Below are 26,284 nucleotides of genomic sequence, written 5' to 3' on the forward strand. Positions count from 1 at the left end.
AGTGCCGCCAACTTGCTCATCCTGCCCCCTGTGTTCGCCTTCCGGAAGTGTCTTGTGACCTTCACGACTCGTTTGATCGATCATTTTTCGTTGAACCGAGCCGGAAGTCGAGTGCCGTGCACCGCCGGCCCGCCGAAACCGTGCGCACCGCCTGGCCGATCGCCTTGCGCGAACCGACCAGGACGACCAGCTGTTTGGCCCGGGTGACCGCCGTGTAGAGCAGGTTCCGCTGGAGCATCATCCAGGCGCTCGTGGTGACCGGGATGACGACCGCCGGGTACTCGCTGCCCTGGGAGCGGTGGATCGTCACGGCGTACGCGTGGGCCAGCTCGTCGAGCTCGTCGAACTCGTACGGCACCTCCTCGTCCTCGTCCGTGAGCACCGTCAGGCGCTGGTCGACCGGGTCGAGCGAGGTCACCACACCGACCGTGCCGTTGAAGACCCCGTTCTCGCCCTTGTCGTAATTGTTGCGAATCTGGGTGACCTTGTCGCCGACACGGAACACCCGTCCGCCGAATCTCTTCTCGGGCAGGTCGGGGCGGCCCGGGGTGACGGCCTGCTGGAGCAGGCCGTTGAGGGTGCCCGCACCGGCCGGGCCGCGGTGCATGGGCGCGAGGACCTGGACGTCCCGGCGCGGGTCCAGCCCGAACTTGGCCGGAATGCGGCGGGCGGCCACATCGACGGTGAGCCTGCCGACGGCTTCGGTGTCGTCCTCGACGAAGAGGAAGAAGTCCTTCATGCCGTCCGTGACCGGGTGTTGGCCGGCGTTGATCCGGTGCGCGTTGGTCACCACACCCGACTGCTGGGCCTGCCGGAAGACCCGGGTGAGACGGACGGCGGGGATCGGGCCGCCGTCGGCCAGGAGGTCCCGCAGGATCTCGCCCGCGCCGACGCTGGGCAGCTGGTCCACGTCCCCCACGAACAGCAGATGTGCTCCCGGCGGGACCGCCTTGACCAGCTTGTTGGCCAGGAGCAGGTCCAGCATGGACGCCTCGTCGACCACCACCAGGTCGGCGTCCAGCGGGCGCTCCCGGTCGTAGGCCGCGTCGCCGCCGGGCTTGAGCTCCAGCAGGCGGTGGACGGTGGAGGCCTCGGCGCCGGTGAGCTCGGCCAGGCGCTTGGCGGCCCGGCCCGTGGGGGCGGCGAGCACGACCTTCGCCTTCCTGGCGCGGGCCAGCTCCACGATCGAGCGGACCGTGAAGGACTTGCCGCAGCCGGGCCCGCCGGTGAGGACGGCGACCTTCTCGGTCAGCGCCAGTTTGACGGCGGCCTCCTGCTCGGGCGCGAGCTCGGTGCCCGTACGGCCCTTCAGCCAGCTCAGCGCCTTGTCCCAGGCCACGGCCCGGAAGCCCGGCATGCGGTCCTCGCCGGTGCGCAGGAGGCGCAGCAGCTGGGCGGACAGGGAGAGTTCGGCGCGGTGGAAGGGGACGAGGTAGATCGCGGTGACGGGCTCCCCGCCGTCGGGGCCCGGCACCTTCTCCCGTACGACGCCGGGGTCCTCGCCGTCCTCGGGGGGTTCGGCCAGTTCGGCCAGGCATTCGATGACCAGGCCCGTGTCGACCTGGAGGAGCTTGACCGCGTCCTTGATCAGTTGCTCCTCCGGGAGGAAGCAGTGCCCCTGGTCGGTGGACTGGGACAGCGCGTACTGCAGGCCGGCCTTGACGCGCTCGGGGCTGTCGTGCGGGATGCCGACGGACTGGGCGATCTTGTCGGCGGTGAGGAAGCCGATGCCCCAGACGTCGGACGCGAGCCGGTACGGCTGGTTCTTCACGACCGAGATGGAGGCGTCGCCGTACTTCTTGTAGATGCGCACGGCGATGGACGTGGAGACCTCGACCGTCTGGAGGAAGAGCATGACCTCCTTGATGGCCTTCTGCTCCTCCCAGGCGTCGGCGATCTTCTTGGTGCGCTTGGGGCCGAGCCCGGGGACCTCGACGAGCCGCTTGGGCTCCTCCTCGATGATCTTGAGGGTGTCCATGCCGAAGTGCCGCGTGATGCGGTCGGCGAAGACCGGGCCGATGCCCTTGACCAGGCCGGAGCCGAGGTAGCGGCGGATGCCCTGGACGGTGGCCGGCAGGACCGTCGTGTAGTTCTCGACGTGGAACTGCTTGCCGTACTGCGGGTGGGAGCTCCAGCGTCCCTCCATGCGCAGGGATTCGCCGGCCTGGGCTCCGAGCAGCGCGCCGACGACCGTGAGGAGGTCGCCGGCGCCTCTGCCGGTGTCGACCCGGGCGACCGTGTAGCCGTTTTCCTCGTTGGCGTACGTGATGCGTTCGAGTACGCCTTCCAGTGTGGCCAGTCGCCGCTCGCCCGCCTGGGCGGCCCCCGCCTGATCGGTCATGATCCGACGGTACCGCCCGGGTACGACAGTGCGGCGGGGGCGGACCGTCGGCGGCCCCTCCCGAAAAGCGACCGATCAGTATGCGGGCAGGGATTCACCTTTCACGGTGAATTCACAAGCAAGCCCGAAGCTTTACAGTTCAAGCATACCGGCCGCCCCTTTTGTGATCCTTTCCCGTGAAAGAATTCAGGGGTTCATGAAAAGGGGGGCGGACTTGATTCCGGAGCGACCCGTGATGCCGATGCGTCCCCCAGGCCCGAGCGCCCCTCGGCGCGCGCACACGGCGGGCACGCTCCTCGTGGGCCTGTGCGCCGTCAGCACGTTGACGCTGCTCGTGATGGCTCCAGCGATTTCCGGGGACCATGCGGTCGTGGCCCCCGGGCCTTCCGCGCCGCACGGGAACACCCCCGGCTCTCCCCCGCTGAACCGGGCCCCCATGCCGGAATTCCGCCCTCTGCCAAGCCCGGGACCGGGTTGATTCCGCCCCGCCCCCTCTCCATTTCCCGGCCCCGATTGACGACGAGGAACGATGTCACCCCAGGCCCAGAGCGTCGCCCTGTGGATCATGTCCCTGGCCATCAACATCACGGCGGCGTGCGCGGGGATCGTCTGGGGCTGGGAGGCCTTCGCGCAGTTCCTGCTGCCGGCGTTCGGGTCGGTGGTGGGGGCGTCGATGGTGAGCTACAGCCTGCGGCGATGAGGGCGCCGGCAGCAGCCCTGCGGGTGTTCGGCATCGAGATCACCACGGAATGCCCGGAGTTCGTCGGCTTCGGGGGGTCGTCGCGCGCATCGCGGCTACTGTCCCGGCCACCGTGCGTCGAGTGTGGACGAAAGTCGATTGCCGCTCCGCGCTGTCCGTGGGTAGCGTCCCCCGGCATGCCCCCGACCTTGCGCACCCCACGCCTGTTTCTTGACGCCTACCGCCCGGACGACGAAGAGAGCTTCGTCGCACTGTTCCAGGACAGGAGGGTGTCCCGGTGGATGGGTGACGGGCCTGCTGCCGAGGCCGCGGACCGGGCGCTGTTCGGGCGGATCTTCAGCAAGGTGTACGCGGGGGATCTGTTCGACGTGTGGGCGGTCCGGCGTGGCGGGCTCCTGGTCGGGCACGCGGAGATCAAGCGGACCGAAGAGGTCGATGGTCACGAGATCGTCTATGCCCTGGGGCCTGACGTCTGGGGCAGCGGGCTCGGAACGGAGCTGGCGGAGGCGCTCGTGAGTCATGGCTTCGAGTCGCTCGGGCTGACCGAGGTGCACGCCACCGTGGCCGCGCAGAACAAGGCGTCGCTGCGCCTGCTGGGCAAGATCGGGTTCGAACACGCTCGGGACATCGTCGAGGACGACGGCGCGCTCACGCGCGTGCTGACCCGCCGTCTCCCGGGGCGCTCGTAGAGACGTACGGCCACGGCGCCGTCCGGCGGCCCTCCGCGTCGAGCAGGCCGGTGCGGAGGCCAGTACAGGAGGGAGCCCAGGGCTCCCTCGCCGTACTCGAACCGCCGGCCGGGGCGCCGGACGCCCGCACCACTTCGGCTGCGAGGCGGAGGCGCAACGTCAGCAGGTCAGGGGGCCAGCACGGGCCGCATGACACTTCTGGTCTCGTCCTTCTCCCCCGACGCTGCGCCATCGTCGCACCCGGTCTCCTGCGCTTGAAGGCTCTGGGGCCCGAACAGGACACTCCAGACGATGTCTTCGAGGCCCTGTTTCTGCACGCGGGTCGTGTGGCACGTAGAGGTCTGGCCCTCTTCGCGGTCAGGCGGCGCAGCGGTGTGTGCCGCTACGGGGGCGGCGGAGGTCAGGGCTGCTGCGAGGACGATGACGGTCGCGCCGGCCGAGTGCGCGAGGGAACGGTGCACGGAGTGCAGTCGCGGGATTTTCATGATCACACCCTGAGCGCAAAAGTGCCCAGGAGGAAGGCTGACGGCCCCGAAGGCGGGCAACTCAACCCGATCGCGCGATGAGCTGAGGGGGCTTGAGCGGGCGGGGGTGAGAAAGGGCTGGGTCAGAGCGTGTCATGTCCTCGGTGAACCGGGTGAGCCATCCGGCCCAGGGGGCGTCTGGCACCGCCCGTCCGCAAGGCGGTTCACGTCCGGCGGGTCGAGGGCTGAGACGGCAGCATCACGTCTCCGCTGCGCTTGAGCCGCTGCCAGGGCAGTCGGTAGCCGTTGATCGCGGTCAGACAGGCCTGGGCGAGGACCAGATACATCAGCTGGCGGTAGACGACCTGCTGGAGAGGGAGCGCCCACAGGGGCCGGAGCCGCTCGCCGTCGAGGTGGAAGGCGTACGCGGCGCACATGGCCTGCACAGCCAGCATGCCGCTCCAGGCCAGGACCGTGATGAGCGGGTCTCCGAACACCAGACCGTACAGGGCCAGTATGTCGATCAGCGGGGAGAGCAGTGGGGTGAAGATCTGGAAGACGGCCAGCAAGGGCAGACCGAGGCGGCCGAAGCGGCCCGCGTGGCCCCGCTCGAGCAGCGCGTGCCGGTGCTTCCATGCCGCCTGCATGGTGCCGTAACTCCATCGGTAGCGCTGGCGCCACAGTTGCCGCAGCGAGGCCGGTGCCTCGGTCCAGGCGAGTGCGTCCGGCGCGTAGCGGATCTCCCACCCGGCCCGGTGCAGGGCCATGGTGATGTCGGTGTCCTCGGCGAGGGTGTCGGCACTCATCATCCCGGCGTCCCGCAGGGCCTCGACTCGGAACGCCCCCACGGCACCGGGAATGGTGGGCAGGCAGCGCAGCAGGTCGTACATACGGCGGTCGAGGTTGAAGCCCATGACGTACTCGATGTGCTGCCACCGGCCGAGCAGACGCCGGCGGTTGCCGACCTTGGCGTTGCCCGCGACGGCGCCGACGCGGGGGTCGGCGAACGGCTGGACCACACGGCCGACGGTCGAGGGCGCGAAGACGGTGTCGGCGTCCAGCATGACGACGATGTCGTGTGAGGCCCGCAGGACGCCGGTGTTGAGGGCGGAGGGTTTGCCTCCGTTGGGCTGCCGGATGACGGTGACGTTCTCGAGGGCGAGGGACCGCGCGAGGTCGGCGGTGCCGTCGTGGGAACCGTCGTCCACGACGATGATCTCGACGGGATGGTCGCTCGCGGCGAGCGAACGGAGTGTCTTGGGGATGCACAGCTCCTCGTCGTACGCGGGTATGACGACACTGACGGGCCGGGTGACGGGTCGGCGCGGGCCGGTATGCGGGCGCCGGTGCCGACGGGCGTGGTGGCGGGCTAGGGCGAGCAGGAGCACACACCGTGCGAGGACGAGCGAACCGACCACCAGCAGCAACAGGCTGACGGCCGAAACCGCTGCCCTCGACACGGTGACAGCGGCCACGAAGATGCGGCCCTGCCACAGTTCCCCTGTTCCGACGGGGCTGGTGAAACTGTCGGTGCCGACGAGATCGGCCAGGGTGGTGAAGCGGTACCCCTGGGCCTTCAGCCGGGGGATCAAGGTCTTGAGGGCCTCGACGGTCTGTGATCTGTCCCCTCCCGCGTCATGCAGGAGGACGACCGCGCCCCTGCCCGGCGCGTCGGGCGTGGCCGCGTCGGCGATCGCCCGGGCGCCCGGGCGCCGCCAGTCGTTGGTGTCCTGATCGATGAACGCCAGGACGTAGCCCTTCGCGCCCAGGCGCCGGGTCACGGTCCAGGCCGGGGCGTCGAGGGCGGATGTGGTCGAGGAGTAGGGCATCCGCATCAGCGACGTGTTGATGCCTGCGGCCCCGGCGAGGGCGAGTTGGGTCAGCGCCAGCTCACGGTCGACGGCGCTCGCCGACTGGGTGGTCAGGTCCCGGTGGGAGAAGGTGTGCACACCGACCTCGTGGCCGGAACGGATCACACTGCGCAGAACTCCCGGGTGCCTGACGGTCTGTTGCCCGGTGACGAAGAAGGTGCCAGGCGTGCCGTAGTGGTCGAGAACGGCCCGTATGCGGGGTGTCCAGGTGGGGTCGGGGCCGTCGTCGAAGGTCAGGACGATGGTCTTGGCCGGTGTGCGATAGGTCCGCAGGTGAGCGTCGGTGGTGTCCACGACCGGACCGCCGCCGGCGATCCTGCGGGGGACGCCGATGGCGGGGCGCCCGCTGCGCCCTTCCTGGTCACCGGCGAAGCCGCGCGTGGTGTACCCCTCGACCAGGAGGACCGAGGCGACGAAGGCCAGCAGGACAAGGGGAACGACGATGCGGAACCGGCGCCGGGGCGACAGGGGCGGTCGCGTCCGCCGCGGACCGGGCGACCTCGGTGAGGGGCCGGGTGGCCGGTGAGGACGCCGCCGCATCAGGGGGCCTCGGCCACCGATGGGTCGGAGGACGGGGGTGTGACACCGGACGGCGCCGAGGGGCCGGTCGCCGGCCCTGTCGGCTCGGGGGCCGGCGACGGCGTCTGCACCGGGGGTGCGGGTGCCGGTGGCGGCGTCTGCGCCGGGGGCTCGGGTACCGGTGGGGCCGTGGTCGGCGGAGCGGGAGAGGGCGGAGGCGAGGCGGGCGCGGTGCCCGTGCCCGGTGTGGGGGCGGGAGCGGCAGGATCATCGGGAACGGGCTGCGCCGGTGGAGTCGTTGGTGCCTGCGGTTCTGGTGTGTCAGGAGGTGCCGGGGGGTCGATGGGTGGGTCCCCGGGTATCAGGGGCGGAGCGACAGGAGGGCCGGGCACGGTGAACTGCGGAACGAGCAGGTTGCCCGGACCGACGCGTTCCGAGCGGTCCGACGCGGGTGGCTCGCCGGGTGCCGGGGGCACCCGGCCGGGGGTGTGGGGCCCCGGTGCGGCGGGCGCCGCGATGTCGCCGGGCAGGATGGCCCCCGGCGCGAAGGGCGTTGCTCCCATCAGGCTCAGGCCCAGTACCGCCATGTACGTGGCAGCACCGGCGGCCAGCCCGTAGCCGGCGCGCCGCAGATACCGCGCACGTCGGCCGGAGGCGTCGACGAACACGGGGAGGTTCGAATCGCCCGACGATTCCTGTCCCGTATGCCCGCTTTTGGGACGAAGAAGCACCATGGCGTTCAGCGTACGCCGCTGCGGCGCGGGCGAGTTCCTCAAGAGACGGCAAGAATTTCTTACTCAGCCGTGCAACCCTTCCCGGCCCCCGCGGGTCGTACTTGGTGTCAGGGCCTTTGGGGGAGGGGATCTGGGGGGATCGCGAGGTTCCTGACGGGAGGGGAAAAGGCCGAGGGGGCCCGGTCGACGGACCGGGCCCCCTCGAAACCGTTCAGGGGCGGCAGATGCCGTCCAGGGGCGTCAGAAGAAGACGCCGCACCGCAGCAGGACGTTCGCGTACGGCCGTGCCTCGCCCGTGCGGACGACCAGGCGGGCCCCCGCCGACAGCTCCTTGAGCCGCTCGTGCGAGACGAGGTCCAGCCCGGGGAAGTGCCCCTCCAGCAGCGACGACGCCTCAGGATTGGCCTCCCGCAGCTCCCGCGCCGCCGTCGCCCCCTCGACCACCAGCTCGGCCAGCAGCCCGTCCAGCACCTCGGCGAACGCCGGCACCCCGGCCCGGAAGGCCAGGTCCACCACCCGGGGACCGTCGGGTATGGGCATGCCCGCGTCGCACACCAGCACCCCGTCGCCGTGACCGAGTTCGGCCAGCGCACCGGCGAGGTGGCGGTTCAGTATTCCGGTCCTCTTCACGGTGCGGCGACCTCCGCCGCCGTCGGGAAGGACGCCTGCGCGCCCTCCTTCGTCACGGTCGCGGCACCCACCCGCGCCGCGTACGCCGCCGCCTGAGCCAGGGACTCGCCCGCCCCCAGCCGGTAGGCCAGCGCGGCCGTGAAGGAGTCGCCCGCTCCCGTCGTGTCCACCGCGTCCACCTTCACGGCCGGCACGCGCGAGAACCCCTGCGCCGACGCCACCAGCGCGCCCTGGGCGCCCAGCGTCACCACCACCGACCTCGGGCCCTTGGCGAGGAGGATCCGCGCCCAGTCCTCGGGGGTGTCCCCGACGGCGGAGTCGCCCAGGATCACCTTCGCCTCGTGCTCGTTCACGATCAGCGGGTCGCAGGCCGCCAGCACCTCCTGCGGAAGGGGGCGCGGCGGCGAGGGGTTCAGCACGAAACGGCTGTGTGGCGCCAGGTTCCGTACGGTCTCCACCACGGTCTCCAGCGGGATCTCCAGCTGCGCCGACACCACCTTGGAGCCCTGGAAGAGGCACCCTGCGGCGCTGACGTCCTCCGGAGTGAGGCGGCCGTTGGCGCCGGGCGAGACGACGATGCTGTTGTCCCCGGACGGGTCGACCGTGATCAACGCGACCCCGGTCGGCGCGCCGCCCACCAGGACCCCCACCGTGTCGACGCCCGCCTCGCGCTGCGAGTCCAGCAGCAGCCGGCCGTGGGCGTCGTCGCCGACCCGGGCCAGCAGCGCCGTACGGGCGCCGAGCCGGGCGGCGGCGACCGCCTGGTTCGCGCCCTTGCCGCCCGGGTGGACGGCCAGATCGGAGCCGAGCACGGTCTCGCCGGCACCGGGCCGGCGCTCCACCCCGATCACCAGGTCGGCGTTGGCCGACCCCACGACCAGGAGGTCGTAGTCGTACATGAGTTGTCTCCCCACGTGAGTGACATGGCCGGGCGGTCCACCAGCTGTGTGTGACCGCCCGGCCGTTCCCCGATGTCAGCCGCTGAAGCCGGCCACGTTCTCCTTCGTGACCACCTTCACCGGCACCTTCACCGTCTCCTCGACCTTCTCGCCCTTCAGGGCCCGCAGGGCGTTGTCCACGGCGATCTTCCCGAGCTGGGACGGCTGCTGCGCCACGGACGCGTACAGCGTGCCGCCCTCGACCGCCTTCAGTCCGTCCGGCGTGCCGTCGAAGCCGACGACCGAGACGGACTTGCCGGCCTTGGAGCCCAGCGCCTTGATCGCGCCGAGGGCCATCTCGTCGTTGGCGGCGATGACGCCCTGGACGTCCGGGTGGGCCTGGAGCAGGTTCGACATGACGTCGAGGCCCTTGGTGCGGTCGAAGTCGGCGGGCTGCTGGGCGACGACCTGGATGCCCGGGAAGGCCTTGAGGCCGTTCGCGAAGCCCTGTGCGCGCTCCCGGGCCGCGGAGGTGCCCGCCTGGCCCTGGAGGATCACGATCTTGCCCTTGCCGCCCAGCTTGTCGGCGACGGTCTTGGCGGCGAGTTCACCGCCGGCGACGTTGTCGGAGGCGACGAGAGCGTCCACCGGCGCCTTGTTGACGCCCCGGTCGACCGCGATGACCGGGATCTTCGCCTGGTCGGCGGCCTTGACGGAGTTGCTCGCGGCGTCCGAGTCCACCGGGTTGACGATGATCGCGCCGAGGCCGGAACTGGTGAAGTTCTGCAGCTGGTTGGCCTGCTGGGACGCGTCGTTCTGAGCGTCGGTGACGGTCAGGTCCACGCCCCGCTTCTCCGCCTCGGCCTCGGCGCCCGCCCGGATCTGTACGAAGAAGGGGTTGTTGAGGGTGGACAGCGACAGGCCCATCTTGGGGCTGCTCGTGGCGGAGGAGCCGTTGTGCAGGAAGGACGTGGCGCCGACGATCGCGACGGTGACCACGGCCGCGAGCCCGTACGTCACCGCCTGCTTGCCCTTGCCCCCTGAAGAAGCACCGGCCACCGGGGTCGCCCCCGCCTTGCGCCGCAGCGTGTCGAACAGCACCGCCAGCGCGATGACCACACCGATGACGACCTGCTGCCAGAACGCGGAGACGTTCAGCAGGTTCAGCCCGTTGCGCAGCACGGCCAGGATCAGGGCGCCGATGAGCGTGCCGGACGCCTTGCCGGTGCCGCCCGCGAGGGAGGCACCGCCGATGACGACGGCGGCGATCGCGTCCAGCTCGTAGCCGTCGGCGGCCTGGGGCTGCGCGGAGGACAGACGGGCGGCGAGCACCACACCGGCGACCGCGGCGAAGACGCCCGAGAAGGCGTAGATCGCGAGCTTCTGCTTCTTCACGCGCAGCCCGGACAGCCGCGCGGCCTCCTCGTTGCCGCCGATCGCGTACATGGAGCGGCCGATGTAGGTCCGGCCGAGCACGAACGCGGCGATCAGGCCCATCACGATCATCACCAGGACCGGCACCGGCAGCCAGCCGCCGAGCGTGTCGCCGAGGTGGGAGACCGACTCGGGGAAGGCGATCGGGGAGCCCTCGGAGATGACGAGGGACAGGCCGCGGGCCACGGACAGCATGGCCAGTGTGGCGATGAACGGCGGCAGCTTGCCGTAGGAGATCAGGATGCCGTTGACCAGGCCGCAGACGATGCCCGTCGCTATGGCGAGGAGTACGGCGAGGAAGACCGGGACGCCCGCGGAGGTGGCGCTCCAGGCGAGGACCGTGGCGGACAGCGCGGCGACCGAGCCGACCGACAGGTCGATGCCCGCCGAGACGATCACGAAGGTCACGCCGAAGGCGAGGATGGCGGTGACGGCCGCCTGCACGCCGACGTTGAGGAGGTTGTCCGCCGTCAGGAAGTCGCCGGACAGGGCCGACATCGCGACGACGAGGACGATCAGTGCGGTGAGTGCGCCGTTGTCGAGCAGGAGACGGCGCAGGCCTCCCGAGGCGCCACCCGCGCCCGTCGTTCTCTTGAGCGTGTCAGTGGCCACGGGAGGCCTCCGTTCCGGTCGTGGTCGTGGTCGGGGGAGTGCTGACGGCGAGTGCCATCACGGCGTCCTGGGTCGCCTCGTCGGCGGAGAGTTCACCGGCGATCCGGCCCTGGGCCATCACCAGCACCCGGTCGCTCATGCCGAGCACCTCGGGCAGATCGCTGGAGATCATCAGGACGGCGGCGCCGGCGGCGGTGAGTTCGTTGACGAGCTGGTAGATCTCGACCTTGGCGCCGACGTCGATGCCGCGCGTCGGCTCGTCGAGGATCAGCACCTTGGTGTCGGCGAGCAGCCACTTGCCGATGACGACCTTCTGCTGGTTGCCACCGGAGAGGGTGCGGACATGCTGGCCGAGTCCGGCCATCCGCACCCCGAGCTGCTTGGCGATGCGTTCGGCGGCCTCGCGCTGGCCCTTGAGGTCGACGAGCCCGGCGCGCGTGGCCGACCGCAGGGTCACCAGCCCGAGGTTCTCCTCGACCGAGGCGTCCAGCACCAGGCCCTGGCCCTTGCGGTCCTCGGGGATGAGCCCGATACCGGCGGTCATCGCCGCGTTGACGTCGTACTTGGCGATGGAGGCGCCGGAGACCTTCACCGTGCCCTTGTCGTACGAGTCGGCCCCGAAGACCGCCCGTACGACCTCCGTACGACCGGCGCCGACCAGCCCCGCGATGCCGACGACCTCACCGGCGTGCACCTCGAAGCTGACGTCGTGGAAGACGCCGTCCCGGGTCAGTCCCTCGACGGTGAGCAACGCGGAACCCCGGTCGGCGCGTTCGCGCGGGTACTGCTGCTCGATGGAGCGCCCGACCATGAGCCGCACCAGCTCGTCCTCGGGCGTGGCGGCGGGCACCTGGCCGACGCTCCTGCCGTCCCGGATGACCGTCACCCGGTCGCCGAGCGCGGCGATCTCCTCCAGGTGGTGGGTGATGAAGACGATCCCGACGCCGTCCTCGCGCAGCGTGCGCACGATCGCGAAGAGCTTGTCGACCTCCTCGGAGGTGAGCACGGCGGTCGGTTCGTCCATGATCAGCACGCGGGCGTTCAGGCTGAGGGCCTTGGCGATCTCGACCATCTGCAGCCGCGCGATACCGAGCTCGCGGACCCGCGCGCGGGGCGAGACGTTCACGCCGACCCGCTTCAGCAGGACCTCGGCGTCGGCCTCCATCCGCTTGCGGTCGATCATCCCGAAGCGGCGCGGCTGGCGCCCGAGGAAGATGTTCTCGGCGACCGTGAGGTCGGGTACGAGGTTGAACTCCTGGTAGATGGTGGCGATCCCGAGCCGCTCGGAGTCCTGCGCACCCTGGATGCGCGTCTCCTCACCGCCGACCAGGATCCGCCCGGCGTCGGGGGTGTAGGCGCCGGAGAGCATCTTGATGAGGGTGCTCTTGCCCGCACCGTTCTCACCGAGCAGTACGTGCACCTCGCCCCGGCGCAGATCGAAGTCGACGCCGTCCAGCGCGACCACGCCCGGGAAGGTTTTCCGTATGCCCTCGATGCGCAGCAACTCGTCCGCGTTGCTCACGTCGTGCTCCTTTGCACTGGGGTGGGGTCCTCGCCGCACGAGCGGCGTACGACGAGACGGGCGGGGAGGGTGACGGACTCACCGGGCCGCCCCTCGATGCGGTCGACCAGGGCCCGTACGGCGGCCCGGCCCAGCTCGCCCGTGGGCTGGGCGATCGCGGTGATCGGCGGATCGGTGTGCACGAACCACCGGACGTCGTCGAACGCGGCCAGCGCGAGGTCGTCCGGTACGCGCAGGCCACGCGCGCGTACGGCGTCCAGCGCGCCGAGCGCCATCAGGTTGTCGGCCGCGAAGACGACCTCGGGCGGCTCGGCCAGGTCGAGGAAGCCCTCGGTGACCAGACGACCGCTCTCGGCCTGGAAGTCGCCCTGCCCTATGTAGGCGTCGGGCAGTTCCAGCCCGTACGCGCCGAGCGCCTCCCGGAAGGCCTCGACGCGCTCCTGGCCGGTCGTGGTCGCCGCCGGGCCCGCGATGATCGCGAGCCGCCGGTGCCCGAGCCCGTGCAGATGCGCCACGAGGTCCCGTACGGCGGCCCGCCCGTCCGCCCGGACGACCGGCACGTCCACGCCCGGGATCCAGCGGTCGACGAAGACCATGGGCGTCCCGGCCCGCGCGGCGTCCAGCATCAGCGGCGAGCCGCCGTCCGTGGGAGAGACGAGCAGGCCGTCGATGCGGCGGTCGAGGAGGGTGCGTACGTGGTGGTCCTGGAGGTCCGGCCGTTCGTCGGCGTTGCCGATGATGACGCTGTAGCCGAGCGCGCGGGCCTCCTCCTCGACGGAGCGGGCCAGCTCGGTGAAGTACGGGTTCAGTACGTCGCTGATGACCAGGCCGAGGGTGTGGGTCTGGTCGGTGCGCAGGGAGCGGGCGACGGCGTTCGGGCGGTAGCCCAGGGTCTCGACGGCGGCCAGCACGCGGGTGCGTGCGTCGGCGCTGACCGACGGATGGTCGTTCAGGACGCGCGAGACCGTGGCGACGGAGACGCCGGCCTCGGCAGCGACGTCCTTGATGCTGGCCACCGCCGCTCCACCTCCTTGTGGATCAGTCGTGGGGAGCACAGGTGAGCGCTCGTGGAATCGATTACATCGACGGGAGCATGGAATCGATTACACGCCGCGGAAACAAGCCCCCGGCGGTACCTCTTGACCGGATCGTGATGTCGCGGGTGACCCCCCTGCGGTTCAGGCTGGAAGGAGGAGGTCCGTTTCCAAGGCGAGCGGAGGAGCCATGACTGCGGCGACCCGGAACGACGTACCCGTCGCCCTCGAAGGCGACGGAGTGGTACTGCGCATCAAGCCCATCGGCGGCGGCCTGTCGGTCGGCTACATCACCCTGCCCCGGGGCACGGACATGGGCCCCGCCCTGAAGGGCCTGCCCGATGACGCGTGCCAGTGCCCGCACTGGGGCTATCTGCTCAAGGGGCGGATCAGGATGCGCACGGCCGCGGGCGAGGAGGAGTACGAGGCGGGGCAGGCGTACTACTGGAGCCCCGGCCATGTGCCGGTGGCGCTGGAGGACAGCGAGCTGGTGGAGTTCTCGCCGAGTGAGGACTTCCAGCAGGTGATCGACCACGTGACGGCGCAGGCCGGGTGAGCCGGGGTCTTTGATCCGCCGGGCCGGCACCGATGAGTTTCGCCGGTCCGGACGGTCTTCCTCGCATCGACCACAGGAGGAGCGCCGTGTCCCAGCTGCTGCGCGTGCAGAATTTCAATGTCTCGAGTGACGGATTCGGTGCCGGTGAGCACCAGAGCCTGGAGCGGCCGTTCGGCCATGCCGATCCCGGCACGATGTTCGCCTGGGCCGGGGCCACGGCGAGCTGGCCGAACCGTACCGACCCCGGTGGCAGCCGCGGCCTCGACGACTACCTGACGCGCGACTTCCACAACAACATCGGCGCCGAGATCATGGGCCGCAACAAGTTCAGCCCCCAGCGCGGCCCTTGGCAGGACCACGAGTGGCAGGGCTGGTGGGGCGACGAGCCCCCGTTCCACACGCCGGTGTTCGTCATGACCCACCACGAGCGCCCCTCGTTCACCCTCTCCGACACCACGTTCCACTTCGTCGGCGGGGATCCGGCCGAGGTCCTCGCCCAAGCGCGCAAGGCGGCCGGGGGCAAGGACGTCCGGCTCGGCGGAGGGGCGACGACCATCCGGCAGTTCCTGGACGCCGACTTGGTGGATACGCTGCACGTGACGGTATCGCCCGGCGTGGTGCTCGGGTCCGGCTCACGACTGTGGGAGTCCCCCGAGGAACTGCTCGACCGCTTCCACCGCGACGTCGTGCCGAGCCCGAGCGGGGTGGTGCATCACCTGTTCTGGAGGAAGTGACGGCGGGCCCCAGCCGCGATCGTCGACCTCGCCCTGAGGACCCTCGCCGCCGACGCCGCCGGTCTGCTCGCCTCCCCCGAAGCCGAGCGCCTCACCGCCTGCGGCTCCCCTCCGTGCGACCGCTACCCCTTCCGTCACGGCCGCCGCCACTGCTGCTCCGTCCGGTGCGGCGACCGCGCCCGCGCGGCCCGGGCGTGCGCCCGCCGCGGCGATACGCGCTGTCGTCGTCCTGATCACGGCCGGGGCCCGTGGGCGAGCCGCGCCCCCCTGCTCTCCGCGACCCGTTTGACATCTCGCAGGGACTCGCTGAGCCGCAGGGTCAGGTAGCGCAGTTCCGCGCTGGTCACGCGGCGCTCCGCAAGGAGTTCGGCGGCGTGCCCGAGCAGATGGTCCGCCATGTCGATCTGCACGTCCTCGATCTCGTCGGCGAGCCGTGAGACGTAGCCGGTCCCGTCGCCCACGAGGTAGCACGGTCTGCCGTCGGTACTGGTCCACGGCAGGAGCCGCCCGGCCACCGCGTGATCGCGCGCCCCGCCGGTCATACGCCCGCCTCCGCCATCAGGTAGGGGCGCACCAGCCGGTTGTCCTCTCCCCGGAGCGGACGCTCGTCGGGGCGGCAGCAGACCGCCGGGCACGCGTACGGGCGCGAGGGTGGTGACACCGATCGCCGTCGCCTCCCCCGGGGAGGGAGAAGGAAGCGGAGAAGCGGCTCCAGGAGCCGGGCGATGAGGTCTGTCACGTCTGTCTGCCTGCCTTCTCACCTGTGGTGACTGCGTTCTGTGGTGAAGCACTCACAGAGTGAGGTCGGCTCTCGCTACGCTGCCAGGGGGTGGAGCTTGACATCGCGTCTGTCAAGAAGAGGAGTTGGCCGATGGACGAACACCGCATGCTTCGAACGCCGCGTCAGAAGTACGGGGAGGAGATGCGGCTGAGGCGGACCGCCGCCCGCCTCACCCAGGAGGAACTGGGCGACCAAGTGGTGTGCTCGCCCACGCTGATCAGTCATTTCGAGGCGGGCAGACGCCTTCCCAAGCCGGATGACGCGCAACGGATCGACCGGGCTCTGGGGACGGACGGGTTCTTCGCGCGGTGGTTGGAGGACCTGGAGTCGCACTACACCGACCATTTCGCGGCGGTGGCCGAGCTGGAGCAACTGGCAACTCACATCCAGCAGTTCGCACTCTCTCTGGTTCCCGGAGTGCTTCAGACCGACGACTACGCACGCGCCCTGTTCCGGGCCTACCGTCCGAACCACACGACCGAAGAACTTGACGAGCTCGTTGTCATTCGAACGCAACGCCGTCGAATCCTCGACGGGCCGGCTCAGCCTGTCGTCTGGACGCTGCTCGACGAGGCAGTCCTCCGCCGTCGCGTCGGCGGACCTCAGGTCATGGCGGAGCAGTTGCACAAAGTCGCGGACATGGCCGAGTCGGGACGGTTGCGCCTGCACGTCCTCCCCTACGGCGTGGGGGCGCACGCACTCATGCAGAGTCTGCTCACGCTCATGACCTTCGAGGACTCGGCCCCGGTTGCCTACGTCGAGGGCTTCCAGACCGGCAACTTGATGGACGATCCGGCTCTGGTGAGTGCCTGTCAGACCGCTTACGCTCTGGCGCTGAGCGACGCGTTGTCGCAGCAGGAGTCACTGGCCCTCGTCAGGGCGGCAGCGGAGGAACATACGCATGATCGACAGTGAGCACATCGCTCCCACCTGCTGGTACAAGTCCAGCTACAGCGGAGGCGATCAAGGCGAGTGCCTCGAAGTCGCCCCCGGCCACCCCGACGTGCCGGTGCGGGACAGCAAGGCCACTCACGGCCCCGCCCTGGTCTTCTCGCGGAGCGGCTGGGCGGCGTTCGTCGCCGCCGTCAAGGATGGGCACATCAGGGGCTGGGCAGGCAGCGAGGCACCGGTCAGCCGGTGCTGACCGATCCCACGCTCCACCGAGGGCTGCCCCCTCACGCCGAGTCGTTCAGCAACCTGCTCAAGTGCTCACTCCCCGGTCCCAGGAGATCGGGCAGGGGCGCCGCCTCCTCGTACCAGCGCTTCTCGTACTCCCAGCAGAGCCAGCCGTCCCAGCCGTGACGGGAGAGGACCTCGACGCATTCGGCCAGCGGGAGGACGCCCGCGCCGAGGGACAGGGGGGTCGTGTCGTCGGGGGAGGCGATGTCCTTGACCTGGACGTAGCCGAGGTGGGGGGAGAGCGCCGCGTAGGTCTCGGAGGGCTGTTCGCCGCCGAGCCAGGTGTGCATCACGTCCCAGAGGGCGCCGACCTGGCGGTGGCCGACGAGGCCGAGGATCCGCATCGCGTCGGCGGCGGTGCGGTGCGAGTCGTGGGTTTCGAGGAGGATGCGTACGCCCAGGTCATTGGCGTGTTCGGCGGCCGTGCCCAGGCGTCGGGCGGCCGTCGCGTCGGCCTCCTCGGGGGTCTGGACATCGAGGTCGCCGCCGGGGAAGACCCGGACGTACGGGGCGCCCAGGTCGTGGGCGAGGTCGAGGAGGGCACGGATCTCGGCCAGGACGGGCTCGTCGTCGCCCGGCGCGGCGACCCGTGCGTAGCCCGCCAGGCCGAGGAGCTCTACGCCCGCTCCCTTGAACTCGGCCGCGACGTCCGCGCGTTCGGCGGGGCCGAGGCCGGTGTGGACCGGTTCCTCGGGGTGGGTGCGCAGCTCCACGCCGTGATAGCCGTGGGCGGTCGCGAGCCGCAGGACGTCGGGCAGGGGCAGGCCGGGGACACCGAGGGTGGAGAACGCCAGCTTCATGTGGACGGACCCTACCCGGCACCCCCGCCTGCGACTCCCCTTGGTCACCCTGGTGTTGCGTGAAGATCCAGCCGCCAGTCCTGGCCGGTCAGATCCCGGCCGAAGGAGCGGTGCGGTTTCTCCGCGACCAGCACGAAACCGTGGCGCTGGTAGATGCGGCGGGCCGCGGCGAGGATGTCGTTGGTCCACAGGACGACCTCGCGGTAGCCGGCCTCGCGCGCGAAGGCGACGAGCGCGCCGACGAGGCGGTCGCCGATGCCGAGGCCGCGTGCGTCCGGCTCGACGAGCAGGAGCCGCAGCCGGGCGGCGCCGGGCGCGTCGTCCCGTACGCACATCACGCACCCCACCGGCCGGCCGTCCAGCTCGGCGATCCAGGTCCGCTCCAGGTGCGGGTCGTGGTCCTCGCCGTAGTCGGCGACGATCCTCGCCACCAGCCCCTCGTAGTCGGCGTCGAAGCCGTACTCGGCCGCGTACAGCGCGGCGTTGCGCTGCACGATCCAGCCGAGGTCGCCGGGGGCGGGCTCGCGCAGCAAGACGTCCTCGGGGCGTGAGGCCCGGCCGTCGCCCAGGATCGTCCGGACGGTGCGCATGGCGTCCGCCAGCCGCGGCCGGTCCTCGGCCCGGACCGTGTCCAGCATCGCCCCGACCGACTGCCGCGCCCGCTCGTCGAGCAGCGCGGCGGCCTCCCGCCCGGACGCGGTGAGCGTGACGCGGCGGCGGCGCGAGTCCGTCTCGGACGGGCCGCGCTCGACCAGTCCGTCCTCCTCGAACTTGTTCAGGATGCGGGTCAGGTACCCGGCGTCCAGGTGCAGCTGCGCCCGCAGGTCGGCGGCGTCCGTACGGGGTGCGTGCGCCAGCTCGTAGAGCACGCGGGACTCGGTGAGGGTGTAGGGGGCGTAGAGCCGGCGGCCGTAGTCGAGCGCGCCGATGACGTTCGTGTAGAAGCGGTTGAAGGAGCGGACGTCCTGGACGGTCATGGGCTCGACCCCCGATATTTGACTCAGTCAGAGATACCCGTGGCCGAGCCTAGACGTCCAGGGCACCTGAGACCAGGCACGAGGCGATCCGGACGGGCGGCGGCCGATGAGTTTCCGCGTGTTCCGCAGTCAGAGGACGTGTTCGTGCGTCGCAGCCGCGAGTGTTGTGGAAGCGTGCACCGACGGAATCCGCTGACAAGCCGGCACGAGATACCGAGGAACCCAGAATGCGCACCCTGATCAGCACCGCTTTCATCTCGCTCGACGGCGTCGTGGAGGCCCCGGGCGGCGAGCCCGGATACCGGAACTCCGGGTGGACCTTCAAGGACGTCGAGTTCCTTCCCGAGGCATTCGAGATCAAGGGCCGGGAGCAGAAGGAAGCCACCGCGATGATGATGGGCCGCACCAGCTATGAGGCGTTCAGTCCGGTGTGGCCCGACATGGAGGATTTCGCCGACTACAAGGTGATGCCGAAGTACGTCGTCTCCACCACCCTCACCGAGGACGACCTGGTGTCGAACTGGGGCGAGACGACGATCCTGCGCTCGCTCGACGACGTCGCCGCGCTGAAGGAGACCGAGGGCGGCCCGATCATCGTCCACGGCAGCGCCTCCCTGACCCGGGCCCTTTCGGACGCCGGCCTGATCGACCGCTACCACCTGCTCGTCTTTCCGCTCCTGCTCGGGGCGGGCAAGCGGCTCTTCAGCGCCACGGACAAGGACACCCAGAAGCTGCGGCTCGTCGAGCACGAGGCCTACGCCAACGGTCTGCAGAAGAACGTCTTCGACGTCGTTCGCTGACGAGGCCCCGCAGTTGTCCCGCCCTGGGGTTCCCGGACGCGGCACTCGCCGGAGAGGCCTGCTCGGCGGGCGTGGGAGCACATGAGGACGGTCCGTTCAAACCGGAGCCGGGGCGTGGGAGCGGCAGCTCCCACATCACCCCCCAGCCAGGGCACCTCAGGAAGACCGCGGCACCCCGGAGGACCCCCGCACCATCAGCTCCCCGCGAACCGACGCGATCCCCCCGGGCGGCGCCTCCTCCCGTCCCATGGCGATCCGCCCGGCCCGGGCCCCGGCCTCCGCCAACGGCAACCGCACCGTCGTCAGCGAAGGCACCGCGTCGATGCTGAACGGCAGATCGTCGAACCCCGCCACCGACACGTCGTCCGGAATCCGCAGCCCCGAGTCCCGCAGCGCCGCGCACGCCCCCAGCGCGACGGAGTCGTTCGCCGCGACGACCGCCGTCAGCGACGGATCACGCCGCAGCAGCTCCAGCGTCGCCTCGTAGCCGGACCGCCGGTCGTAGCGCCCGTGCACGGTCCACCGAGGGTCCTCCTCGATCCCGTGCGCGGCCAGCGCGGCCCGGTGCCCTTCCAGCCGGTGCCGCGTGGTCGTCCGCTCCTCCGGGCCCGCGATGTACCCGAGCCGCCGGTGTCCGAGCCCGATGAGGTGCTCGGTCAGCTCCTGCCCGCCGCCGCGGTTGTCGAAGGTCAGCGCGATCGCCCCGGTCTCCGGCGCCGGCGGGCGTCCGCACAGGACGACCCGCGTCCCGGCCTCCGCCAGCTTCCGCGTCTTCGCGTCCATCGCCGCCTGGTGCGTCGCGTCCACGATCGCCCCGCCGGTGAGCACCACGGCCGCGGCGCGCTGGCGCTGCAACAGCGTGAGGTAGGTCAGCTCCCGCTCCGGGGAGCCGCCCGTGTTGCAGACCACCGCGAGTCTCTCCCCGCCCGCACGGCCGCCCGGCCCGCCGATCTCCCCCTGGATGGCGCTCGCCATGATCCCGAAGAACGGGTCGGCGATGTCGTTCACCAGGATCCCGACCAGGTCGGAGGTGGCGGCGGCCAAGGCGCTCGCGGGCCCGTTGAGTACGTAGTCCAGCTCGTCCACGGCCTTCAGCACCCGCTCACGGGTGGAGGCCGCCACGGGGTAGTTCCCGTTCAGCACGCGCGACACCGTCGCGGGCGAGACCTGCGCGCGGGCCGCCACGTCCGCCAGGGTCACCGTCATGTCGTCGTCCTCCGGTCGCGCATCTCGTCTCCGCCCTCATACACACCCACACCACTGGCCATGGTTCCGCGCGGATCGGCAGGTCGAGCGCCCCTGCCCCGACGAACCCATGGCCAAGGTTCCGAGCAGACCTTAAGCCCCCGACCCCGGGTTGTTCGCCCCCTCGAACAACTCGTCCTGGTCACGGTCTTGTCCGGACCGCGGTTCAGAGGCTAGCTTCTCCGTAGATAGAAAGCGCTTGCTGCAACGCTCACCAGTCCACGACCGGCTCACCGGGCCGCCCGTGAAGGGTGAGGCGTACGCGGCGCGACGACCGCGTACGAAGGGAACGACGTGACACGCAAGACGGTGCGAATCGCCATGAACGGCGTGACCGGGCGCATGGGCTACCGCCAGCACCTGGTCCGCTCCATCCTCGCCCTGCGCGAACAGGGCGGCCTCGACCTCGGCGACGGCACCGTGCTGTGGCCCGAGCCGATCCTGGTCGGCCGCCGGGAGCACGCGCTGAAGGCGCTGGCCGAGCAGCACGGGCTGGAGCACGTCTCGACGGACGTGGACGCGGTCCTCGCCGACGAGACGGTGGACATCTACTTCGACGCGCAGGTCACCTCGGCCCGCGAGGAGGCGCTGAAGAAGGCCATCGCGGCCGGCAAGCACATCTACACCGAGAAGCCGACCGCCACCGGCCTCGACGGCGCCCTGAACCTCGCCCGGCTGGCGAACGAGGCCGGCATCAAGCACGGCGTCGTCCAGGACAAGCTCTTCCTCCCGGGCCTGCTGAAGCTGAAGCGCCTCATCGACGGCGGCTTCTTCGGCCGGATCCTGTCCGTGCGCGGCGAGTTCGGCTACTGGGTCTTCGAGGGCGACTGGCAGACCGCCCAGCGCCCGTCGTGGAACTACCGCGCCGAGGACGGCGGCGGCATCGTCGTCGACATGTTCCCGCACTGGGAGTACGTGCTGCACGAGCTGTTCGGCCGCGTGAAGTCCGTCCAGGCCCTCACCGCCACCCACATCCCGCAGCGCTGGGACGAGAACGACAAGCCCTACGACGCGACGGCCGACGACGCCGCGTACGGCGTCTTCGAGCTCGAGGGCGGCGCGATCGCCCAGATCAACTCCTCCTGGGCCGTGCGCGTCAACCGCGACGAGCTGGTGGAGTTCCAGGTGGACGGCACCGAGGGCTCCGCGGTCGCGGGTCTGCGCAACTGCCGTGTCCAGCACCGCAGCGCCACCCCCAAGCCGGTCTGGAACCCGGACATCCCCGCCACGGAGGTCTTCCGCGACCAGTGGCAGGAGGTCCCGGACAACACCGAGTTCGACAACGGCTTCAAGGCCCAGTGGGAGCTGTTCCTGCGGCACGTCTACGCCGACGCCCCCTACCACTGGGACCTGCTGGCCGGTGCCCGCGGTGTGCAGCTCGCCGAGCTGGGCCTGAAGTCCTCGGCCGAGGGCCGCCGTCTCGACGTACCGGAGATCTCACTGTGACCATCCGACTCCCCGGCGCCGACGGGGTGTTGCGGACCTACGAGCCCCGCACCGAGCCCCTGGCCGTGACCCCCGGCACGCCCTTCACCTCCCGCACGGTCTTCTCGGCGGCGCACGTCGTCGCCGACCCGTTCGCGGACGTCTCACCCGACTCGCCCGCCGTGGTCGACTGGGACGCCACCCTCGCCTTCCGCCGCCACCTGTGGTCGCACGGGCTGGGGGTCGCCGAGGCCATGGACACCGCCCAGCGCGGCATGGGCCTGGACTGGGCGGGCGCGGCGGAACTGATCCGCAGGTCGGCGGCGGAGGCCAAGGCGGTCGGTGGCCTCATCGCCTGCGGTGTGGGCACCGACCAGATCGCCTCCGGGTCGCTCGCGGAGGTCCGCGCGGCCTACGAGGAGCAGCTCGCCCTCGTCGAGGAGTCCGGCGCGCAGGCCATCCTGATGGCGTCCCGGGCGCTCGCGGCGGCGGCCTCCGGGCCGGAGGACTACCTGGAGGTCTACGGCCACCTGCTGCGCCAGTCGGCCGAGCCGGTGGTCCTGCACTGGCTGGGCCCGATGTTCGACCCGGCGCTGGAGGGTTACTGGGGCTCGTCCGACCTGGACGCGGCGACGGACACGTTCCTGGACGTGATCGCGGCCCACCCCGACAAGGTCGACGGCATCAAGGTCTCCCTGCTGGATGCCCGGCGCGAGATCGACATCCGCCGCCGGCTCCCGCAGGGCGTGCGCTGCTACACGGGCGACGACTTCAACTACCCTGAGCTGATCGCGGGCGACGAACAGGGCTTCAGCCACGCCCTGCTCGGTATCTTCGACCCGCTGGGCCCGCTGGCGGCTCAGGCGGTCCGGGTCCTGGACACGGGCGACGTGCAGGGCTTCCGCGCGCTGCTCGACCCCACGGTCGGGCTCTCCCGTCACCTCTTCCAGACGCCCACCCGCTTCTACAAGACGGGTGTGGTGTTCCTGGCCTGGCTGGCGGGCCACCAGTCGCACTTCACCATGGTCGGCGGCCTGCAGTCGGCCCGCTCGCTGCCGCACTTCGCGACGGCGTACGAACTGGCCGACGGGCTGGGGCTGTTCCCCGACCCGAAGCTGGCGGAGGAACGGATGAAGACACTGCTGAGCCTGTACGGGGTGAACCAGTGAGCACTGCGGGACTGGAGCGCTTCTCCATCAATCAGATGACGGTGAAGCAGCTGTCGATGCCGGAACTGGTCGACGGCTGCGCCCGGCTGGGTATCCGCAACGTGGGGCTCTGGCGCGAGCCGGTGCAGACGTACGGTCTGGAGGCCACGGCCAAGCTGGTGCGGGACGCGGGCCTGACGGTGACGACGTTGTGCCGGGGCGGCTTCTTCACGGCGATCGACCCGCGGGAGCGGGCGGAGGCCCTGGCCGACAACAGCCGTGCGATCGACGAGGCGGCCGCCCTGGGCACGGACACGCTGGTCCTGGTCTCGGGCGGTCTGCCCGCGGGCTCCAAGGACCTGCACGGCGCCCGCGAGCGCATCGCGGACGCCCTGTCGGAACTGGGCCCGTACGCGGAGCGGCAGGGCGTCCGGCTGGCCATCGAGCCGCTGCACCCCATGTACGCCTCGGACCGCTGCGTGGTGTCGACCCTGGCCCAGGCGCTGGATCTCGCCGAGCGCTTCCCGGCGAACCAGGTCGGCGTCACGGTCGACACGTACCACATCTGGTGGGACGACACCGCCCCCGCGCAGATCGCCCGGGCGGGCGCGGGCGGGCGTATCCACACCTTCCAGCTCGCCGACTGGACGACTCCCCTCCCGGAGGGTGTCCTCACCGGCCGCGGTCAGATCGGCGACGGGTCGATCGACATGAGGGAGTGGCAGGGTTACGTGGAGGCGGCCGGCTACACGGGCGCCATCGAGGTGGAGCTGTTCAACGACGTCCTCTGGGCCCGGGACGGCCAGGAGGTCCTGGCGGAAACGGCGGAGAGGTTCACCGCACACACACGCTGAACCACCCCGAAAACACGCCCGCTGCCCCACCCCGCGTCCCCGGGGGGCGGGGCGGTGGTGTGCCGGGGGCCGCCCATGGCGCTCCGGATGCGGCAACCCCTCGGGCGTGACACGCTTTTCCCAAGGACTCGGCCGGTCGTAGTGCTCTCTCTTCCCCTCGCATCCTGATTCGGATCCTGATTCGGAGAGCAGCCATGGCTGACTTCCTGGTGAACACCACCAAGTCCGGCGACCAGCTCCAGCCTGCCGTCGACGCCCTGTTCGGCACACAGTTCCTGGAGCTGTGGTCGGACGAGAGCGAGTTCGTCATCAAGGGCCAGTTCCTGGCGGACGACGGCGACAAGCTCGGGGACGAGTTCGCGGTCAGTACGCAGCCGGCGGACGGCCCGGGGGTGCGGCCACTGTGGCCTTCCGTGCTGTCCGCCGGGATCAGCGGCCAGTTCGCCGTATGGCTGGAGACCCCGTTCGGCACCCCCGGCCCCAGCCCGTCCGTGAAGCTCCAACGGTTCACCGAGGGCCGGCAGGCAGGTCCGGAGACGCTCGTCACGACGGACGCGGACCCGAAGGTCCGGCCGTGCCTCGCGTTCATGATCGACGGCGGTGTGCTGGTCACCTGGGCGAGCAGGCGGCCCGACCAGCGCATCCGCGCGCGGCGGTTCCGTTCGGACGGCACCGCGGCGACACCGGAGTTCACGGTCAGCACCACCGAGGGCTTCCACGAGAAGCCCGCCGCCTCGATCCTCACCAACGGCAACGTGGTCGTCGCCTGGTCGACGGATCCCTCTGCGATCGGCGGTGGCCGGCTCACGCTGCGGTTCTTCGACTTCGAGGGCAACCCGCTGGGCGGCGAGATCCAGCCCAACGTCGGCGGCTTCACCGGGGTCAACGCGATCACCCTGCTCGACAGCGGACGGTTCGTCGTCGCGCACATGGAGGGCATCCAGCCCAGTGATCTGGGCAAACCGCAGACCACGGTCGCGGCGAGCATCTTCCAGCCCGACGGCACGGAGACCTTCGACATCACGGCCGGCAACCCCCGGGGCTTCACCCGGAGCTCCCCGGCCCTGTCCCGGCTGCCTGGCGGGCGCTTCCTGATGGCGTGGGTCGAGGAGAGCGCGGACACGCACGACACCGTGCCGACGGTGATGGCCAAGGTCTGCTCGGAGAACCAGGGTTCCCTCGGCGACAAGGTGCAGGTCAGCACGGCGGATCCCGGGAGGCGGTCCCACACCTGCACCGCGACGGCCTTCGGCAACGGCCCGGAGAGCGCGCTCATCACCTGGGACGACGACAGCCATCTCGACGGCGACGCGGGCTTCGGCGTACGGGCCCGCACGTTCCACGTCAGCCCGCCGGGGATGCTGGTCGAGGCGTCCTAGGAGCGGCCGTCGGGGCTGGAGGGACCACGGGCGCGGCGCGGCGCGGGGGCAGGGACGTCAGCCCCACCCCGCCCACCAGCAGCGCCGCCGCGCACCCTCGCAGCGGACTCACCGGTTCGCCCAGGAACAGGAACGCCGACGACATGCCGAAGACCGGGACGAGGAGGGAGAACGGCGCCACCGTGGAGGCGGGGTGGTGGCGCAGCAGGAAACCCCACGCGCCGAAGCCGAAGACCGTGGTGATCCAGGCGACGAAGACGACCGTGCCCGCGCCCTGCCAGTCCAGGGCGCGCAGGGCCGCCAGGTCGCGCGAGAGGCCCTCCGTGAGGAGGGAGAGGGCCAGCAGGGGCAGGACCGGGACCGTGCTGACCCAGACCATGAAGTTCAGCGCGTCGGGCGGGGCCGCCCTGCGCGTGAGGACGTTCGACACGCCCCAGCACGCCGCCGCGCCGACGACCAGGGCGAACGCGCCGAGCGGGCCCGAGGTGCCCTCGTCCACGGCCGCCACGGCGATGCCGACCAGGGCGATCAGCATGCCCAGCAGGCGGACACGGGACGGCCGTTCGCCCAGGACCAGGGCCGCGACGGCCGCCGTGAACACCGCCTGGATCTGCAGGACCAGGGAGGACAGGCCCGCCGGCATTCCCGCGTCCATGCCGACGAAGAGAAGGCCGAACTTCGCCACACCCAGGACCAGGCCGACCGCCACGATCCACTTCCACGCCACCTTCGGGCGGCCCACGAGGAACACCGCCGGGAGCGCCGCCACGAGAAAGCGCAGGGCGGAGAAGAGCAGGGGCGGGAAGTGGTCCAGGCCGATCTCGATGACCGTGAAGTTGACGCCCCAGACGGCGGCGACCAGGACGGCGAGAGCGAGGTGTGACGGGCGCATGGCGTGAGCATCGCGCCCCGCGACCGTGAAGCACCAGCGATGATCGCTGCATGGTTGGATGAAGCATCGCTAAGCAGAAAGGGGCA

General features: G+C 70.8%; 23 protein-coding genes and 1 pseudogene. 12 read left to right on the forward strand and 12 right to left on the reverse strand.

What is annotated here, in order from left to right:
* Positions 1 to 61: 61 nt before the first annotated feature.
* Positions 62 to 2,341, reverse strand: a complete 2,280-nt coding sequence (recD2, locus tag CEB94_RS14805) for an SF1B family DNA helicase RecD2 (protein ID WP_175432672.1) — start codon at positions 2,339 to 2,341, stop codon at positions 62 to 64.
* A gap of 529 nt (positions 2,342 to 2,870) precedes the next feature.
* On the opposite strand from recD2, the gene CEB94_RS14810 reads away from it, so the two are divergent.
* The gene (locus tag CEB94_RS14810) at positions 2,871 to 3,041 is read left to right on the forward strand and encodes a hypothetical protein (protein ID WP_157851227.1); all 171 of its coding nucleotides are present in this window, start codon (positions 2,871 to 2,873) and stop codon (positions 3,039 to 3,041) included.
* Positions 3,042 to 3,217: 176 nt separating this feature from the next.
* Entirely contained in the window at positions 3,218 to 3,730 is a 513-nt protein-coding gene (locus CEB94_RS14815) for a GNAT family N-acetyltransferase (protein WP_175432673.1), read from the forward strand.
* 688 nt (positions 3,731 to 4,418) lie between these two features.
* On the opposite strand, the gene CEB94_RS14820 is transcribed toward CEB94_RS14815, so the two are convergent.
* The 6 genes from CEB94_RS14820 to CEB94_RS14845 form a co-directional block, all read right to left on the reverse strand.
* Complete coding sequence (locus CEB94_RS14820) at positions 4,419 to 6,605, reverse strand: bifunctional polysaccharide deacetylase/glycosyltransferase family 2 protein (RefSeq protein WP_175432674.1); 2,187 nt, start codon at positions 6,603 to 6,605, stop codon at positions 4,419 to 4,421.
* A 953-nt stretch (positions 6,606 to 7,558) separates the two neighbouring features.
* On the reverse strand, positions 7,559 to 7,948 hold the full coding sequence (gene rbsD / locus CEB94_RS14825; protein WP_031130587.1) for a D-ribose pyranase: 390 nt from the start codon (positions 7,946 to 7,948) through the stop codon (positions 7,559 to 7,561).
* Positions 7,945 to 8,847 (reverse strand): ribokinase, encoded by a 903-nt coding sequence (locus CEB94_RS14830; RefSeq protein ID WP_175432675.1) that lies wholly within the window; start codon positions 8,845 to 8,847, stop codon positions 7,945 to 7,947. The genes rbsD and CEB94_RS14830 overlap by 4 nt, the downstream gene beginning before the upstream one ends.
* 75 nt (positions 8,848 to 8,922) lie before the next feature.
* Positions 8,923 to 10,872, reverse strand: a complete 1,950-nt coding sequence (locus tag CEB94_RS14835) for an ABC transporter permease/substrate-binding protein (protein WP_175432676.1) — start codon at positions 10,870 to 10,872, stop codon at positions 8,923 to 8,925.
* On the reverse strand, positions 10,862 to 12,394 hold the full coding sequence (locus CEB94_RS14840) for a sugar ABC transporter ATP-binding protein (RefSeq protein ID WP_175432677.1): 1,533 nt from the start codon (positions 12,392 to 12,394) through the stop codon (positions 10,862 to 10,864). Before CEB94_RS14840 ends, CEB94_RS14835 begins: the two co-directional genes overlap by 11 nt.
* The gene (locus CEB94_RS14845; RefSeq protein ID WP_175432678.1) at positions 12,391 to 13,410 is read right to left on the reverse strand and encodes a LacI family DNA-binding transcriptional regulator; all 1,020 of its coding nucleotides are present in this window, start codon (positions 13,408 to 13,410) and stop codon (positions 12,391 to 12,393) included. Before CEB94_RS14845 ends, CEB94_RS14840 begins: the two co-directional genes overlap by 4 nt.
* 208 nt (positions 13,411 to 13,618) lie before the next feature.
* On the opposite strand from CEB94_RS14845, the gene CEB94_RS14850 reads away from it, so the two are divergent.
* The 3 genes and pseudogenes from CEB94_RS14850 to CEB94_RS40900 all read left to right on the forward strand — a co-directional run.
* Complete coding sequence (locus CEB94_RS14850) at positions 13,619 to 13,984, forward strand: cupin domain-containing protein (RefSeq protein ID WP_175432679.1); 366 nt, start codon at positions 13,619 to 13,621, stop codon at positions 13,982 to 13,984.
* An 86-nt stretch (positions 13,985 to 14,070) separates the two neighbouring features.
* Positions 14,071 to 14,718, forward strand: coding sequence for a dihydrofolate reductase family protein (locus CEB94_RS14855; RefSeq protein ID WP_175432680.1), 648 nt, complete (start codon positions 14,071 to 14,073; stop codon positions 14,716 to 14,718).
* A gap of 18 nt (positions 14,719 to 14,736) precedes the next feature.
* Positions 14,737 to 14,925 (forward strand): annotated as a pseudogene (locus tag CEB94_RS40900) (hypothetical protein); the annotation flags it as partial.
* A gap of 26 nt (positions 14,926 to 14,951) precedes the next feature.
* Here CEB94_RS40900 and CEB94_RS14860 read toward each other — a convergent pair.
* The gene (locus CEB94_RS14860) at positions 14,952 to 15,260 is read right to left on the reverse strand and encodes a hypothetical protein (protein WP_175432681.1); all 309 of its coding nucleotides are present in this window, start codon (positions 15,258 to 15,260) and stop codon (positions 14,952 to 14,954) included.
* A gap of 329 nt (positions 15,261 to 15,589) precedes the next feature.
* Here CEB94_RS14860 and CEB94_RS14865 point away from each other — a divergent pair, with 329 nt between their 5' ends.
* Together CEB94_RS14865 and CEB94_RS14870 are read left to right on the forward strand one after the other, a co-directional pair.
* A complete protein-coding gene (locus tag CEB94_RS14865) occupies positions 15,590 to 16,414 on the forward strand; it encodes a helix-turn-helix domain-containing protein (protein WP_175432682.1) in 825 nt (274 codons plus the stop codon).
* On the forward strand, positions 16,401 to 16,643 hold the full coding sequence (locus tag CEB94_RS14870; RefSeq protein ID WP_175432683.1) for a DUF397 domain-containing protein: 243 nt from the start codon (positions 16,401 to 16,403) through the stop codon (positions 16,641 to 16,643). The genes CEB94_RS14865 and CEB94_RS14870 overlap by 14 nt, the downstream gene beginning before the upstream one ends.
* Before the next feature lie 31 nt (positions 16,644 to 16,674).
* Here CEB94_RS14870 and CEB94_RS14875 read toward each other — a convergent pair whose 3' ends face one another.
* Both CEB94_RS14875 and CEB94_RS14880 read right to left on the reverse strand, forming a co-directional pair.
* Positions 16,675 to 17,478 (reverse strand): sugar phosphate isomerase/epimerase family protein, encoded by an 804-nt coding sequence (locus CEB94_RS14875; protein ID WP_175432684.1) that lies wholly within the window; start codon positions 17,476 to 17,478, stop codon positions 16,675 to 16,677.
* A gap of 44 nt (positions 17,479 to 17,522) precedes the next feature.
* Positions 17,523 to 18,455: a bifunctional helix-turn-helix transcriptional regulator/GNAT family N-acetyltransferase gene (locus tag CEB94_RS14880; protein ID WP_175432685.1), complete on the reverse strand. Its 933-nt coding sequence runs from the start codon at positions 18,453 to 18,455 to the stop codon at positions 17,523 to 17,525.
* Positions 18,456 to 18,682: 227 nt separating this feature from the next.
* Between CEB94_RS14880 and CEB94_RS14885 the strand changes: the two genes are divergently transcribed.
* On the forward strand, positions 18,683 to 19,255 hold the full coding sequence (locus CEB94_RS14885) for a dihydrofolate reductase family protein (protein WP_175432686.1): 573 nt from the start codon (positions 18,683 to 18,685) through the stop codon (positions 19,253 to 19,255).
* A 156-nt stretch (positions 19,256 to 19,411) separates the two neighbouring features.
* Here the strand turns inward: CEB94_RS14885 and CEB94_RS14890 are convergent, their stop codons facing one another.
* On the reverse strand, positions 19,412 to 20,461 hold the full coding sequence (locus CEB94_RS14890; protein ID WP_175432687.1) for a LacI family DNA-binding transcriptional regulator: 1,050 nt from the start codon (positions 20,459 to 20,461) through the stop codon (positions 19,412 to 19,414).
* A 333-nt stretch (positions 20,462 to 20,794) separates the two neighbouring features.
* On the opposite strand from CEB94_RS14890, the gene CEB94_RS14895 reads away from it, so the two are divergent.
* The 4 genes from CEB94_RS14895 (at position 20,795) to CEB94_RS14910 (ending at position 25,306) form a co-directional block, all read left to right on the forward strand.
* Complete coding sequence (locus CEB94_RS14895) at positions 20,795 to 21,946, forward strand: Gfo/Idh/MocA family protein (RefSeq protein WP_175432688.1); 1,152 nt, start codon at positions 20,795 to 20,797, stop codon at positions 21,944 to 21,946.
* A complete protein-coding gene (locus tag CEB94_RS14900; RefSeq protein WP_175432689.1) occupies positions 21,943 to 23,094 on the forward strand; it encodes a dihydrodipicolinate synthase family protein in 1,152 nt (383 codons plus the stop codon). The genes CEB94_RS14895 and CEB94_RS14900 overlap by 4 nt, the downstream gene beginning before the upstream one ends.
* Before the next feature lie 35 nt (positions 23,095 to 23,129).
* On the forward strand, positions 23,130 to 23,927 hold the full coding sequence (locus CEB94_RS14905; protein WP_179956583.1) for a sugar phosphate isomerase/epimerase family protein: 798 nt from the start codon (positions 23,130 to 23,132) through the stop codon (positions 23,925 to 23,927).
* 194 nt (positions 23,928 to 24,121) lie between these two features.
* A complete protein-coding gene (locus tag CEB94_RS14910; RefSeq protein ID WP_175432691.1) occupies positions 24,122 to 25,306 on the forward strand; it encodes a hypothetical protein in 1,185 nt (394 codons plus the stop codon).
* On the opposite strand, the gene CEB94_RS14915 is transcribed toward CEB94_RS14910, so the two are convergent.
* Positions 25,272 to 26,198, reverse strand: coding sequence for an EamA family transporter (locus tag CEB94_RS14915; protein WP_175432692.1), 927 nt, complete (start codon positions 26,196 to 26,198; stop codon positions 25,272 to 25,274). The two genes, CEB94_RS14910 and CEB94_RS14915, sit on opposite strands and share 35 nt — an antisense overlap.
* Positions 26,199 to 26,284 lie beyond the last annotated feature (86 nt).

This window comes from Streptomyces hawaiiensis, from assembly GCF_004803895.1.
GTDB lineage: Bacteria > Actinomycetota > Actinomycetes > Streptomycetales > Streptomycetaceae > Streptomyces > Streptomyces hawaiiensis.

Bases quoted from the DNA above. Each gene is read 5' to 3' on its own strand.
- CEB94_RS14820 (WP_175432674.1), bottom strand. From the start codon at position 6,605: ATGCGGCGGCGTCCTCACCGGCCACCCGGCCCCTCACCGAGGTCGCCC.
- recD2 (WP_175432672.1), bottom strand. From the start codon at position 2,341: ATGACCGATCAGGCGGGGGCCGCCCAGGCGGGCGAGCGGCGACTGGCC.
- CEB94_RS14815 (WP_175432673.1), top strand. From the start codon at position 3,218: ATGCCCCCGACCTTGCGCACCCCACGCCTGTTTCTTGACGCCTACCGC.
- CEB94_RS14890 (WP_175432687.1), bottom strand. From the start codon at position 20,461: ATGACGGTGACCCTGGCGGACGTGGCGGCCCGCGCGCAGGTCTCGCCC.
- CEB94_RS14915 (WP_175432692.1), bottom strand. From the start codon at position 26,198: ATGCGCCCGTCACACCTCGCTCTCGCCGTCCTGGTCGCCGCCGTCTGG.
- CEB94_RS14860 (WP_175432681.1), bottom strand. From the start codon at position 15,260: ATGACCGGCGGGGCGCGCGATCACGCGGTGGCCGGGCGGCTCCTGCCG.
- CEB94_RS14905 (WP_179956583.1), top strand. From the start codon at position 23,130: ATGACGGTGAAGCAGCTGTCGATGCCGGAACTGGTCGACGGCTGCGCC.
- CEB94_RS14870 (WP_175432683.1), top strand. From the start codon at position 16,401: ATGATCGACAGTGAGCACATCGCTCCCACCTGCTGGTACAAGTCCAGC.
- CEB94_RS14910 (WP_175432691.1), top strand. From the start codon at position 24,122: ATGGCTGACTTCCTGGTGAACACCACCAAGTCCGGCGACCAGCTCCAG.
- CEB94_RS14875 (WP_175432684.1), bottom strand. From the start codon at position 17,478: ATGAAGCTGGCGTTCTCCACCCTCGGTGTCCCCGGCCTGCCCCTGCCC.
- CEB94_RS14850 (WP_175432679.1), top strand. From the start codon at position 13,619: ATGACTGCGGCGACCCGGAACGACGTACCCGTCGCCCTCGAAGGCGAC.
- CEB94_RS14885 (WP_175432686.1), top strand. From the start codon at position 18,683: ATGCGCACCCTGATCAGCACCGCTTTCATCTCGCTCGACGGCGTCGTG.
- CEB94_RS14830 (WP_175432675.1), bottom strand. From the start codon at position 8,847: ATGTACGACTACGACCTCCTGGTCGTGGGGTCGGCCAACGCCGACCTG.
- CEB94_RS14880 (WP_175432685.1), bottom strand. From the start codon at position 18,455: ATGACCGTCCAGGACGTCCGCTCCTTCAACCGCTTCTACACGAACGTC.
- CEB94_RS14865 (WP_175432682.1), top strand. From the start codon at position 15,590: ATGGACGAACACCGCATGCTTCGAACGCCGCGTCAGAAGTACGGGGAG.
- CEB94_RS14810 (WP_157851227.1), top strand. From the start codon at position 2,871: ATGTCACCCCAGGCCCAGAGCGTCGCCCTGTGGATCATGTCCCTGGCC.